This window comes from Chitinophaga sp. YIM B06452, from assembly GCF_039655965.1.
Taxonomy (GTDB): Bacteria; Bacteroidota; Bacteroidia; order Chitinophagales; family Chitinophagaceae; genus Chitinophaga.
Genome location: NZ_JAWLKY010000001.1, coordinates 2329495 through 2343326, shown reverse-complemented (window position 1 = coordinate 2343326; position 13832 = coordinate 2329495). Strand labels below are relative to the sequence as shown.

General features: G+C 53.2%; 11 protein-coding genes. 4 read left to right on the top strand and 7 right to left on the bottom strand.

Going from position 1 to position 13832, the window contains the following annotated elements; translation table 11 throughout:
- Positions 1-131: 131 nt before the first annotated feature.
- The 3 genes from R3I13_RS09435 to R3I13_RS09425 form a co-directional block, all read right to left on the bottom strand.
- The gene (locus R3I13_RS09435) at positions 132-1277 is read right to left on the bottom strand and encodes a FecR domain-containing protein (protein WP_346317681.1); all 1146 of its coding nucleotides are present in this window, start codon (positions 1275-1277) and stop codon (positions 132-134) included.
- A 94-nt stretch (positions 1278-1371) separates the two neighbouring features.
- Positions 1372-1935 carry a sigma-70 family RNA polymerase sigma factor gene (locus R3I13_RS09430; RefSeq protein ID WP_346317680.1) on the bottom strand — a complete coding sequence of 188 codons (564 nt, stop codon included), beginning with the start codon at positions 1933-1935 and terminating at the stop codon, positions 1372-1374.
- Positions 1936-2027: 92 nt separating this feature from the next.
- On the bottom strand, positions 2028-3719 hold the full coding sequence (locus R3I13_RS09425) for an arylsulfatase (protein ID WP_346317679.1): 1692 nt from the start codon (positions 3717-3719) through the stop codon (positions 2028-2030).
- Between the two features lie 158 nt (positions 3720-3877).
- Between R3I13_RS09425 and R3I13_RS09420 the strand changes: the two genes are divergently transcribed.
- Both R3I13_RS09420 and R3I13_RS09415 read left to right on the top strand, forming a co-directional pair.
- Positions 3878-4192 carry an SRPBCC domain-containing protein gene (locus R3I13_RS09420; protein ID WP_346317678.1) on the top strand — a complete coding sequence of 105 codons (315 nt, stop codon included), beginning with the start codon at positions 3878-3880 and terminating at the stop codon, positions 4190-4192.
- 203 nt (positions 4193-4395) lie between these two features.
- Entirely contained in the window at positions 4396-5901 is a 1506-nt protein-coding gene (locus tag R3I13_RS09415; RefSeq protein ID WP_346317677.1) for a TlpA disulfide reductase family protein, read from the top strand.
- A gap of 88 nt (positions 5902-5989) precedes the next feature.
- On the opposite strand, the gene R3I13_RS09410 is transcribed toward R3I13_RS09415, so the two are convergent.
- The gene (locus tag R3I13_RS09410) at positions 5990-6886 is read right to left on the bottom strand and encodes a class I SAM-dependent methyltransferase (protein ID WP_346317676.1); all 897 of its coding nucleotides are present in this window, start codon (positions 6884-6886) and stop codon (positions 5990-5992) included.
- Between the two features lie 186 nt (positions 6887-7072).
- Here R3I13_RS09410 and R3I13_RS09405 point away from each other — a divergent pair, with 186 nt between their 5' ends.
- Positions 7073-8572, top strand: a complete 1500-nt coding sequence (locus R3I13_RS09405) for an NAD(P)-binding domain-containing protein (RefSeq protein ID WP_346317675.1) — start codon at positions 7073-7075, stop codon at positions 8570-8572.
- A gap of 2 nt (positions 8573-8574) precedes the next feature.
- Positions 8575-10815 carry an ATP-binding protein gene (locus tag R3I13_RS09400; protein WP_346317674.1) on the top strand — a complete coding sequence of 747 codons (2241 nt, stop codon included), beginning with the start codon at positions 8575-8577 and terminating at the stop codon, positions 10813-10815.
- On the opposite strand, the gene R3I13_RS09395 is transcribed toward R3I13_RS09400, so the two are convergent.
- From R3I13_RS09395 to R3I13_RS09385, 3 genes are all read right to left on the bottom strand, one after another.
- Positions 10793-11551, bottom strand: coding sequence for a LytTR family DNA-binding domain-containing protein (locus R3I13_RS09395; RefSeq protein ID WP_346317673.1), 759 nt, complete (start codon positions 11549-11551; stop codon positions 10793-10795). The two genes, R3I13_RS09400 and R3I13_RS09395, sit on opposite strands and share 23 nt — an antisense overlap.
- A gap of 91 nt (positions 11552-11642) precedes the next feature.
- Positions 11643-12392, bottom strand: coding sequence for a histidine kinase (locus tag R3I13_RS09390; protein ID WP_346317672.1), 750 nt, complete (start codon positions 12390-12392; stop codon positions 11643-11645).
- A 153-nt stretch (positions 12393-12545) separates the two neighbouring features.
- Positions 12546-13766: a hypothetical protein gene (locus R3I13_RS09385; protein WP_346317671.1), complete on the bottom strand. Its 1221-nt coding sequence runs from the start codon at positions 13764-13766 to the stop codon at positions 12546-12548.
- Positions 13767-13832: the final 66 nt, after the last annotated feature.

Genomic DNA, 13832 nt, shown 5'->3' with positions numbered 1-13832 from the left:
TTTGGTCCTTGTCTCTTTTTTTTATTTGGTTTTAATGGTAAAACAAATGATCTGTCTCTCATGTCTGAAATGCCGGCGCCGGTTCCGTTGTGGCACGCAGCCTGGTCTTTCTCTCTTCCTGCAAAATGATCTTATGGTAAAACGATGATCTTCTTTCCTTCTTGTCTGAAATGCAGATCGCTGGCTTCCAGTATGGAAAGCGTTTCTGCGAGGCTATAGCTGCGCGATGCCTTCCCGGTAAAGCGGCGGCGCGTAACCGGCCCTTCATAACTGATCTCTACATCATACCAGCGGCCAATTTCCCGGAGTATGACGGCGATATCCGCGTTCCTGAAGGCAAAGAGTCCTTCCTTCCAGGCAACGGCCTGCTCCGGGTCCGGCTCCCGCGTGATGCTGATACTGTGGTCTGCGGCTACTTTCGCCAGGTCGCCGGGTTTCAGCAGGCTGCTTTTCCCGTTGGCCGCCACTACTTTTACGCTTCCTTCCAGCAGGGCGGTGTTAATGGTGGCTTCGTCTGCATAGGCTTTCACGTTAAAATGTGTGCCCAGCACTTCTACGCGCATGCCGGCGGCGGTCTTAACGATGAATGGCTGGTCCGCATCCGCCGCTACTTCAAAATAACCTTCGCCACTCAGCTCCACTACCCGGTCCGCACCGGGGAAAGCGGTCGGGAATTGCAGTTCGCTGGCGGCATTGAGCCAAACTTTGGTGCCATCGGGCAATATAAGCCGGTATTTGCCGCCACGCGGCACGGAGAGCTTATTGATAGCGGGTTTCGCCCCGCCGTTATTCGCATCGTATACCAGCAAAGCCTGCTGTTTATTGACGGTGGTACCGCTCTGTTCCGCGATGGCGCCGTCTGTGCTGGCGTTAAGGTCCACTACGGTACCGTTGCCCAGGGTAAGCATGGCTTTGTTGCCTGCCGGGGGCAGGGGCAATACGGCTGTTGTATTTCCCTGTTCCTCCGGCTGCTTCAGCAGGTATGTGCCGGCAACCGCTACTATAAATGCAGCAGCAGCAGCCCATGGCAGCCATTTACGGCGCATAGGCAGCACGGAAACGGGCGCGGCTTCTTTGTCCCGGGCGATCTGCTCCTGCAACTGGCGCAGCATCCGCGCTTTTACGCCTTCCAGGGTATCGGCCTGCGCGTTGACAACAATTTCGGTGTCACCCTCATTCACACGGTCGTACCACTCATGCAACGCTTCCTGTTCAGCCGCGGTTGCCCTCCCATCAAGATATTTTTCTGCCAAATCACTGATCTGCCCTGTATCCATTGGATGCAATTAAATAATAAACTATGCCCATTTATATAATAGAGCATCGTCAGAGGAATTCACACGCAAAAAAGGAGAAAAAATTTTAGGGGAATTATTTGATCAGCATAAAGATCATAGCCAGGGTGAGGTATTCCCTCCGCTGGCGCATGACCTGCATCACGCGGGCTACATATCCTTCGGCGGTGCGCACGGATACGCCCAGTTCCCCGGCCACTTCTTCCAGGGGCCGGTCCAGCAGCTTGTGCTGCAGGAAAACAATGCGATGTTTGGCGGGTAATTCGTTGGCCAGTTTGTTCAATATTTCCAGCAGGAACCTGTTATCGATGTCAAAAGCGGGAGATTGCTCCGCGGTAACGGCCTGCAAGGCGCCGGTCTGTTCCTTTTTGCGCTGCAGGCTGGCGAAATGACGGTAAATAGCATACCGCACCATCGCCGCCAGGTAAAACGGAAGGGACTGGATGGACAGGGAGGCTCTTTTTTGCCAGAGCGTCAGGAACACCTGTTGAACGATCTCTTCCGCGTCCTGCGCCGATTGCAGGCGTTTGTGCGCCATGAAATACAGCGGCTCCCAATATTGGTTGTAAATTTCGGTAAAAGCAGTTTCATCCCCGTCTTTCAACAACGTCAATAAAGCTATATCATTGGTATCTCGCATAAGTAATTGAGACAGCAGCTCCGCATAAATTTACAAAAAGGGGCTGAAACCCGGCCCGCTAATTTTCTTTTCTCCTTTATCCAAATGCTGGCTCAATCCTGTTTTTTCTGCTGCTTCGGCAGCACGCGGTTGTCCCGCGCCCACTGGTGCCACCGGGCCTGGAGGTCTTTCGCCACCCCGGGATATTTCGCCGCAAGGTCATTCAGCTCCGTCTCGTCTTCATGTATCCTGTAAAGGCGCCAGGTGGTATCTCTAGTCAGCGAAACCAGCTTCCATTCCTGCGACCGCGCATAACGCGCGTTCATATGCTCATTAAAAAGATATGCATGCCCCTCTGCCTTCTTTCCTTTCAAAGCAGGAACAAGGCTCCGGCCCTGCATGGGCAGGATGGCATTTCCCTTGTACGAAGCAGGATATGTGGCGCCGGACAGCTCCGTGAAGGTGGCCATGAAATCCATGACATGACCGGTCTGCCTGGAAATTTTCCCGCCGTTCCTGATCCCTTCCGGCCAGAAGGCGATCATGGGCGTGCGCACGCCGCCTTCGTAAGATTCCATCTTGGCATATTGATAAGGTGTATTGGCTACATTGGCCCAGCGCTCGCCAATGGAAGCGAAGGTGGTTTGCGGCCCGGGCATAGTTTTTTTATCGCGCGGGTAAATGATCTCTTTCCCGTCACGCGTTTGGCCCGGCCTGTCGAAGCCTTTGCCATAGCGGGTGCAATCTTCGGGACTGGCGCCGTTGTCGCTGAGGAAAAGGATCAGCGTGTTGTTCAACTCGCCGGTTTCTTTGAGGGCGGCAATGATCCTCCCGATCCCCTGGTCCATACAATCCACCATGGCGGCGTGCACGGCCATGGCATGGGCATCCCATTCTTTATCCGGGTTATTTTCCCAGGCCAGTTCATTTTTTATACGGGGTGAAAGCGGGGCTTTCCGCGCATCGATCAACCCAGACTTCGCCAGTTTTTCATACCGCGCTTTCCGGATGGCGTCCCAGCCGGTTTTGTAGACGTCCTTATATTTTTCAATGTCGCCCGGCTTAGCCTGCAACGGCCAGTGCGGCGCGTTGTGCGCCACGTAAATAAAGAACGGCTGCTCTCCTTTGCTGAACTCACGGATGTATTTCGCCGTTGAATCGTTGATGGCGTCTGTATGATAATAATCGCCGGGCACCTGTTTAATAGGTTCCGTACCATTCACCAGGCTGAAAGGATCAAAAAAATCGATCACGCCCCAGATGGTGCCGAAATATTTTTCGAAGCCCCTGTTCACCGGGTACTGGTCTACCGGGGAGAACAGCGGCCGGTCGGTCTTATGGTTCAGCCAATCCAGCTGCGCCTGCGGGGTGGGCTCTTCTATGGTGTTAGACACATGCCATTTGCCGGTCATGGCCGTGCGGTATCCCGCTTCCTTCAGCACTTCCGCCACGGTTACCACATCCCTTCCCAAAGCGCCGCGGTAGCCGGGCACCTGCCTGTCCGTGGTCATTTCGCCTATTCCCGCATTGTGGTTGTACATGCCGGTAAGCAGGGCCGCCCTGGAAGGGCAGCAGCGCGAGGTATTGTAAAAGCTGCTGAAACGCAGGCCGCGGGAAGCGAGATAATCGAGGTTCGGCGTGCTGATCTCGCCGCCGTAGCAACCGAGGTCCGAATAACCAAGGTCGTCCGCCATAATGAGGATAATATTGGGCCGCGCTTTTTTCCCGGCCTGCGGGAAAGCCTTTCCGCCTGTGAGCATAAAGCCCGCCAGGACGAGGCTGGCAAAGGTGATACGGGTAAACATATGGTCAATATAATATAAAAATAAAAGATTATCCACTTGTTTATAACGACGCGGGAAGAAGAGCGTCAATGTAAACCAACCGGCCATGGCGCAAAATGCCCCGCATAATGGAACGCATACCCCGTGCACAACTGCGGCTATGCCATTAAATTTGTTGTATGGAAAAAAAATTCATTACCGCAAGAATTTCCATCCATGCACCGATGGAAAAAGTATGGCGGCTGTGGACGGAACCGCAGCACATTCTCCGCTGGAACCAGCCTTCAGCAGACTGGCATACTACGCATGTGGAGAACAACGCAGTGACCGGCGGCCAGTTCCTGTATGCCATGCGCGCGAAAGACGGCAGCGCCGGCTTCGACTTCAAAGGCGTTTACGATGAAGTGATCCGCTTTGAAAAGATCAGCTACACGCTTACGGATGGCCGGGAAACACGACCATATTCGCTTCCACTGGAAACGGCGTCACTATAACAGAAATTTTTGAGCCTGAAAAAGAAACACCTTTGGATGAACAGGAACGCTTCTGTGCGTCTGTACTGGAGACTTTTAAGCGATATGTTGAAAACCCGTAGCACCGTTCCCCGGGTTCGTCACAGTTTTACCGGCATCCGTCACTTTCTGCCGGATACTCCGCCCGGGTTGGATATTTTTATCCAGTCACCCAAAAACGCAAAATGAAAACAGCCCTTTTCTTTCTCTGCCTGCTTATTTCACTCCACGCGCCCGCCCAATTCAAATTAAAGGGCCGGGTAACGAACTACAGCGGGGAAACGGAATTGAAGATCAACATCCCCACTGTGCATGGGTTTTACAAGGAAAACAGCATCAGCATACCAGTGGCTGCCAATGGCACTTTCAGCACCACTCTGCCGGTAAACCGGCAGAAATTTGCGTGGCTGATCTTCCAACGGAAGTTTTATACCTTATTGCTTACCAACCGGAAAGACCTGTCGGTGGAGCTGAATGCAAAGGATTCAACCATCAGGCTTCTTTCGGGCAAGGCGCTTGCCGAGAACAAGCTGCTGCGGCAGACCGATCCTGATACGCCTCCCTTCTTTTTCACAGGGGCCGGTGCAGATTCGCTGAAGGGCCTCTCCTACGCGGCACTGAAAAACAGGCTGACAGAGCCCTTCCTGGCACAGCAACAACAAAAGATAGCTACCATCCTTGTCTCCGGCCTTTCATCCGCCGATAAAAAACTGATCGCCTCTGAAACCCGGTACTGGGGCTATAATTACCTCAACGATTTCGCGAGAACGCAGCTCCGCAATAAAGAAGATGTAGAAAATTTCGTGACCGGTGTATTTGACCAGGTTGCCATTGAGCCCGAGGTAATGCCCGCCGGTCCGCAGTATTACCAGTTCGCGGACAATTACCTCCGCTACCTGGAAACCAAGGCATTTGTGAAGATCAGGAAAGAGAACATTCCACCCTCCGCGCCGATTCCTTATTACCACATCAGCCTGGACAGTGCCAACATCCTTGTTAAAAAATATGGAAAACCATACTGGCGCTGGATTGGGAGCCTTCACAATTTCCCGCCGGCCGTCGCGGAAAATTATGCATACCAGCAGATCATAACGCAATATTACTCCCGCGACCTTTCGCAGGCGCGAAGCCTCGCAGGTGCGTTCACACAACAATTTCCTGCCAGCAGCTTCAACCCGCACGTCCGGCAAATGATGGATACGCTGAACAACCTGCTGGCGCAGCAGGCCGGTAATAAAGACATCGTGGTTGTAAAGGCCTACGATAAAGTGCAATCCATTTACGAAGTGATCAAAGGCCTGGAAGGGAAAGTGGTATACCTGGATGTGTGGGGCACCTGGTGCGGGCCCTGCAAGGAAGAGATAAAGCACCTGCCCGCGCTCAGGGCTGCTTTCAAAGACAAGAACGTCGCGTTCGTATACCTGGACATGGATACCGACGACCGGGACGCGCTATGGAAAGAATTTATCCGGGTAAACGAAATGACCGGCATCCACCTGCGCAAAACCCGGGAAACCATTGCGCCGTTCTGGAAAGAACTACTCGCCGATCATCCTGACAAAGCGGAATATTACCCACAGTATTTCCTTTTCAACCAAAAAGGGAAACTGGTGGTGAGCAAGGCTTTGCGGCCCAGTGAGCAGCAGGCTTTGTACCGGCAGATCAACCATGTACTGGAAGGAAAAGAGTAGCAGACCATCATCATATACACACAAAAAAAAGGTTGCAGGTCTCCATGCCTGCAACCTTTGCTCATTCACACGTTCTCCATTATATCCGTCAGGCCCGCACATGCAGGAAAAGGTTCACCCCTTCCTCCTCTTGCCTGACGCTCACAGCCGCGGGGCTGGCTCCGGCTTTCATGGCCATGGTCATTAACTCCTCTGCTGAACGGTGGTGCAGGTACCACTCCCCGATCAGCTCCATATAATTGCGGGTGGGATTATGATCCCCGAAATTCCCGATGATCACTTCTCCGCCGGGTTTCGTCCAGCTCATGAACTTCTGCAGCAGCCTGATGAACACATTATCCTCGAAATAATCGAACAGGCCGGCGCTCCAGACGATATCAAACTGCTCATCCGTCTGGAAACGGAAAATATTCTTATGTATAAATTCTATCTGCGGTGCATTGGGCTCGTTCAGTTCCTTCGCGTAATTGATGGCATGCTCATCCGCTTCCACGCAAACCGTTTGCAGCAACGCAGGATCGATGCAGGCATAAGCCTCCGCCAGGTCGCGCGCGGGGCCGCTGGCTACATTCAGCAGGCGCATAGGCGACTGGCGTTGCAGCATTTCGCGGATGGTGCGGATGAAATAACTTTTGCGGTTGCGCACCGCTTTGCAGGCGGGCTGCTCGTGCCAGAACTGGTCCCACTTCTCAAACCGTTCATCTGCGGTTACCTGCTGGCGGTAGATCTTATCGATGATAAGGAAATCGCCGGCATAGCCGAAAGGCTTGCTGCGGCAGTGGCCCAGGATGGTGCTCATGCCTTCTTCCTGTTCGCTGAAGCTGGACTGGAGCATGGCCAGTTCGTCACCGCTCAGGCTGCCGGTTTTGTAGGCGGTGGTAATGTCTGCAAACACTTCATGCAGGGTTTCGTACTGGCGGGTTTCAGGGCCGCCGTTTGCGATCACTTCCTTCAGGAAGGCCAGGGGTTCTTTACTGCGTGTCATTGGGGTTTTGTTTTTAATTGTTCGCGGAATGGTGTTTTAACGCTGTAAAATTGGCGCAGGAAAGGTGTGGTCGGAACATCCAATTAACGGAAACCGGAATTGGGTTAACCAAAATGCCGCATACATTAATTCAGCATGCCGGGGCATATGCCGGGAGTGTAATTTCACAGCATAAACCCCACCCAAATGAAACATATAGGAATCATCGGCGCGGGCCTGAGCGGCCTGGCCACAGCAAAAGCCTTTCTCCGCGAAGGTTTTCACGTTACTGTTATAGAAAAATCGGCTGAAGTGGGCGGCGTTTGGGAAAAAAGCAGGAGCTACCACGGCGTAGCCACCCAAACCACCCGCGACGAATACGCTTTCTCCGATTTCCCCATGCCTGCCCATTACCCGCAATGGCCTTCAGGCCAGCAGGTGCAGCAGTACCTGGCAAGCTATGCGCATCATTTCGGCATACTGCCCGCCATCCGTTTTAATACAGCCGTTACCAACCTGAAGTATGAGAACGGGGTTTGGGAAATGGAGATCTACGATGCGGCGGAAGATTATACCGATACCCTGCGGTTCCACTTCGTGGCCATCTGCACCGGCACTTTCCACAAACCCCATATCCCGGCGTTCAAAGGCATGGAGAGCTTCACCGGCCAGGTGCTGCATACCAGCCAGGTGGCGGACGCCGGCGTTTTAAAAGATAAATCTGTTGCCGTAGTAGGCTTCGCCAAATCCGCGACAGACATTGCCACCCTGGCGGCGGACGTTGCGAGCGAATGCCAGCTGCTGTACCGTAAAGCGCAATGGAAAGTGCCGCGTTATTTCGGCAACCTCATCAACATGCGTTATCTTTTGTTCTCCCGGTTCTCCGAAGCCTTCTTCAACGCGCCGTATAAAACAGGCTTCCAGAAATTCCTGCACAGCGTGGGCAAGCCGCTCGTATGGGCGCAATGGCGCGGGCTGGAGCTGCTGCTCAAAAAACAGTTTTCCCTCAAAGCCTGCGGCATGATACCGGCGCACCGCATCGAAGACCAGATCAGCTGCAGCCTGGGCGTGGCTCCCGAAGGATTCTATGAAAAAGTGAAATGTGGCGCCATCAGGGCCAGGCAAACGGAGATCAGCCATTTTGAAGGCAACCGCGTATACCTGCAAAACGGCGCAGTGCTCACGCCGGATGTGGTGGTATGCGGAACAGGCTTTACGCAAACCATGCCCTTCCTCGGCGAGCCCTACAAAAGCGCTATCATGGATAAAGACGGCGGCTTCCGGCTTTTCCGCAACATCGTGAACCCCGACGTGCCGCAGCTGGGATTTATAGGCTTCAACTCCAGCCTTTTCACCACCCTCACTTCCGAGATTGCGGCCAACTGGCTGGTGAAGTACGCGCAGGGAACCCTGCAGCTGCCCGCGAAAGAAGAGATCAAAAAGGACATGGATTATATGGCCCAGTGGCGCAAAACCAGCCGCCCTGTTTCTTCCGAGTTCAGCGGCACCTGCGTTGCGCCTTTCAACTTCATGCACCTGGATATGCTGATGAAGGACATGGGCCTGAAAACCAAAGCCACCCGCTGGCTGCCTTATGAATTTTTCAAACCCATTAACCCGAAAGATTATCGTATTTTGCTGCAAGCCGCTGTCCGGAAGGCCCCCCAACACATCCCGGTGTATCAGCCGGCAGAAATCATCCAGTAAAAATGAAAAACTCGAAAAAACCAGCAGCATCGGCCTCTCATCAACCTTCTGTAAAAGTACCGCCAGAAATGGAAGGACTTTTCAGGAAAGCGGAAGAAAACGTGCGGGAATATTTTTCCAACATGCGCCTCAACCCTTCCGAAGGTACCATCGAGATCAATAATGAAAGGTATGTGCTTATCAGGGCTTCCGCACTGTCCAAAGATTTCCTGGACAGCATCCTCAGCCTGTATGCAGACCGCGGGGAGAGCGAAGCCTTCAGCATCGGCCGCAATTTCCTGTTCGATATTTCCCATGCCATCGGCATGAACGACGCCAAAGCCTTTCATGCGAAGATGCGCGTAACAGACCCTTTATCTAAACTCTCAGCCGGCCCCGTGCATTTTGCGCATACCGGCTGGGCGTTCGTGGACATCCTCCCGGAAAGCAATCCCACGCCCGACGATGATTATTACCTGATATATCATCATCCTTTTTCCTTTGAAGCAGACGCCTGGGTTCGCTCAGGCGCTGCATCCCGTTTTCCCGTGTGCATTATGAGCACCGGTTATTCCTCCGGCTGGTGCCAGGAAAGCTTCGGCATACCGCTCACCGCAGTGGAAGTGAGCTGCCGCGCACAGGGCGACGAGCAATGCACCTTCATCATGAGCCCGCCGCACCGCATCGAGGAACATATACAGCAATTCGCGAAAACGCACCGCAAACATCATATCAAAAAAGCGCCGCCAGAGATCCCTACTTTCTTTTTGCGAAAAACGGTGGAAGAGCAGATGGAAAAAGCACGGCTGCTGGCGGAAGAGTCTTCCCGCGCCAAGTCCGACTTCGTAGCCAACATGAGCCACGAGCTGCGCACCCCGCTCACGGCCATTCTCGGCTTCACCGAGCTGCTCAAAAAAACAAAGCTCACCGCCCGCCAGGCGGAATACCTGGAAGCCATCTGCGCCAGCGGCAGCAACCTGCTCAGCACCATCAACGATATCATGGACCTCAGCAAGCTGGACGCACGGAAGATCAGCTTCGAATCAGCGCCCATCGTAATACCCGAGCTGCTGCAGTCCATAGAGATGATGCTTGCTTCCAGGCTGCGGCATAAACAACTGATGTACACCTGCGATACAGACAAGGCATTGCAGAAACCCGTACTGACAGACAGCGCGAGGCTTACGCAGATCCTGCTCAACATCATCGGCAACGCCATCAAGTTCACCGAAAAAGGCGGCATCACCATCACCGCCGGAGCGGAAGAAGAAACCGCGCACGGCATACAGGTGAAGATCAGCATCCGCGATACCGGCATCGGCATACCGCCGGCCAAGCAGCAGAGCATCTTTGAAAGATTTACGCAGGCAGACACGGCCATTTCCCGCAAATACGGCGGTTCCGGCCTGGGGCTGGCTATTACGCGGGAACTGGTGGAGCTGATGGGCGGCACTATTTCCGTGAGCAGCAAAACCGGCAAAGGCTCAGAATTCACCGTGCGCCTGCCTTTCGCGAAAGCCGGCAAACGCGGCAAAACCAAGCAGGCCGCCGCACAGGCCGTGCATGGCAACGGTATGCATGTGCTCGTAGTGGAAGACAATGTGCTGAACCAGAAAATGACCCGCATCATGCTGGCCAACAACGGCTTCACCGTAAGCGGCGCCAACAGCGGCACCAAAGCCGTGGCATTGCTCAGGAAAGAAAAAGCGGACATCGTGCTGATGGACCTGCAGATACCCGGCATGGACGGCTACCTCACCACCCGCAAGATCAGGGAGGAACTGAAGCTGGATGTGCCCATCATCGCCATCACGGCGCACGCCTTCAACGGTGAAAAAGAAAGATGCATTGCTGCCGGCATGAACGACTACCTGCCCAAACCCTTCCGGGAACAGGAATTGCTGGCCACCATCGCCAACTATCAACGCACAGCGGTGATAGACCTCGGTTTTTTAATAGAACAAACCCGCAACAACATCCCTTTCATCAAAGACATGATCCGCACGTTCGTGCGCCAGGCGCCGAAAGACCTGGAAGCGTTGCAGAAAGCGGTGAAGCAGCAGAACGGGGAACAGGTGTATAAAATAGCGCATACGCTCAGCACCTCGGTGAGCTTCTTCGGGCTGAAAACGCATATCGGGGAAGAATTGTCGCGCATGCAAAAAGAGAAACGCGCGGAGCCGGAACAGCTGGAAAAGGTAAAACAGGTTTGCAACCAGGCGATCAGGGAATTGCAGGAACTTAAACCGTCCGCTTTGTCATAAGCGCCATAAATTCATCTTTCTTTTTCGGGGAAATGGCCACCATGGCGCCATCGCTCATCACGGCATAGCCGCCGTCAGTACGTACCCAGCGTTTCACATCCTTCAGGTTGATCATATTGGAGTTGTGAATGCGGAAGAATCCGTGTTCCTGTAATGAAGTTTCGTATTCCTTCAGGTTTTTGCTGACCATGATCTGGCGGCCGTCTTTCAGGTAAAAGATGGTGTAAGGGCCTTTTGCTTCCAGGCGGATGATGCCGGAAAGCGGGATGAAATCCACACCTTCGGAGGTGGAGAGACTTATGCAGAAATCTTCGCCCGTTTGCCTGTTAAGGTTTTTCAGCAGCACTTCCAGCCGGTTGTCCGGCACGGGCCCTTCCATTTGTTTAACGGCCTTGCCCACCGCGGTTTCCAGCTCGTCTACATTAATGGGCTTGAGCAGGTAATCTACCGCGCTGAACTTGATGGCCTGGATGGCGTAATGATCGAAAGCGGTGGTGAAGATCACGTGGAAATTATGATGACTGGCCCGCTGCAACACGTCGAAGCCGGTGCCGGTCTGCATTTCTATATCCAGGAAGATCAATTGCGGGGAATGGGCGCTGATGCGCTGCAGGGCCTCCTCCACGTCTGACGCAACCGCCACCAGCTCAAGCTGCGGGCAGTATTCGCGGACCATGTTCGACAAAAAATCCCTGCTCAGTTTTTCATCCTCCACAATTAAAGCCTTGAATTTCATTCGTTAATATTTAATTTTTTTTAGGGGTCAAATGGAACCTCGCGGTTTCATATGAGGGTTTTGAGGTGATAACAATATAAGGAAATTTCGTTTACCTGATAATGATAGCAGCCCTGTTCAGGCGCCCGTTGCCGTTTTCCACGGGGCTGCGCTCTTCCAGGCTGATCTTGCGCTGGTTCAGCGCATTGAACTGCTCGATGCGGTGGCCAAACAGCACCGCCCGCTCGTCCATCCCCGGCGAAAACTCGCCGCTCAGGCCATTGTCCGTTACTTCCAGTTCCAGACCGCCTTCCGTGGAACGCAGCGCCACAGATATCTTTCCCTTTTCCTCTTTCCCCAGGTGCAGCACGCCTTTATACAATGCTTCCTCCAGCAGGCCATGGGTGAGGAAAGGAGGAATGTCTTCCAGGCAAAGCGCTTCAGGCAGGTCTATCTCGTATTCAAACCGGTCAGGAAAGCGGAACTGCTCCAGCACCAGGTAATCTTTGATCAGCTCGGCCTCGTCCTGCAAATGAATAGAGACCTCATCTCCATAATTGATCATTTTGCGGAGGAAGGCGGAAAAGCGGCTGATGTACTGCAGGGATGTTTTCCTGTCGTCTGCGCTGATAAAATACTGGATGGAATTAAGGGAATTGAACAGGAAGTGCGGGTTGAGCCTTGCCTGCAATATTTTCATTTTCAACAGGGTGGTCATCTGGGATAGTTGCTCTTCCTGCTGCAGCATCTGCCTCTCCCGCTCAGCCAGCCGTGCGGCCAGCTGCTTTTTTCCCTGGTATAGGCGGTAACTGCATACGGCAGCAACTATCACTATGATACCTGTTATCCATCCTAAGATCATAACCTCTCCTCTGCTTTGGGGTAAAGTTGGTAAAATAACAGCAGTATGGCAGGTATCAATTAACGGATGCAGGGTTTGGCTTAACGAAAATGGCCCCCGGCTGTATGAACAACCGGGGGCCATGGGGTGGTTTTTGCAGGTTACCATTGAATATTATTTGGTTACCCAGGCATTATCGTAGGCATTTACCAGGATCATCGGGTCGTTCCCGATATCGCTGATGCGGATATTGGCAAAAACGGCCACCTGGGTGATCCCGAAATCGAAGATCATGGTTTCGTGGTTGTTGGCGCCACCGTTCTTGAAAGTATAACGGCCATGCTTGCCATTGCGGAAACCGTCGAAGCCGAGCAGCTTGTCGCGCATGGCCTTATAGCCCGCTGCGCTGACGATCTTGCCCATTGCGGCGGCAGACTGGATGCGGGCAAATTCCACCGCGCTGATGTACAATCCGCCCGGGCCGGGGTTCAGCGTGTTATCTCCTTTGGGCGTGCCTTTTTCTGTGCCGCTTATGGTCGTATAGCCGAGGGTGCCGGTAAGAGGGTTAATAGGGCCGTTGTTGTCCCAGGGCCTCCAGTCCATCACGCCATAATGGATATGACCGGCGGGTTTGAACACGTTTACGCGCACAATGCCGATGTACCGCTGGCAAAGGCCTTTGTACAGTTCCGTTGGATTGCTTTCCAGGGATTTCAGCGCATTGTAATCCAGTGGGGATTTCTTTTTTGCGTACACATAGGGAAGCACTATGGCCGCAATGTCGAAGTTCACGTTGTTATAAAACCAGTCTCCTGATTCGAACTGCGCTTTGTTCACGCCGTCTTCCACGGTGCGCCTGAGGTTGCCATAGCTACCGCTGCCATAACTGATCAGGCCGGTCCTTTGCCCGATAAGGCGTTCAAAATCCAGTTCCTTGAACTCTGCCGAAGGTTTCCAGCCGGAGGGAAGATAGTGATACAGCTTTTCTTTCAGGTTCACATTGCACTTTTCCAGCAGGGCTACCGTGGTGAGCGCGGTGATGAACTTGGTGCTGCTGGCAATGCCCTGGCGTACGTACGCGCCATGCAGTTTGGCCGGTGCGTCGTGGGGTTTGCGGGCATAACCACCGCCACCGTTGGCGATGAAATAAGGAAGGCCTTCATGGTAAATGGCGTAACCATATCCTGAAACTTTTCCTTCCATGTAGTTCTCAATGCCCTGCGCAAATTTCACGGGATCGAACCGGAGGTTGTTTTCCAGGCCGAGGCCTGAGGTTTTACCGAGTTCCGCAGATGATAACTTTTCGGCAAGCTGGTTCTCTTTTTTACAACTTGCCACGGACAATGCCGCACAGGCTAACAAGCCGGATAAAACAGTTCTGAGGTTCTTTTTCATAACTTTTTTTGATTTTTTGATTGGGGTTTAAAATTTGAATTTGATTGCGGTTACAAAACTAGGGCA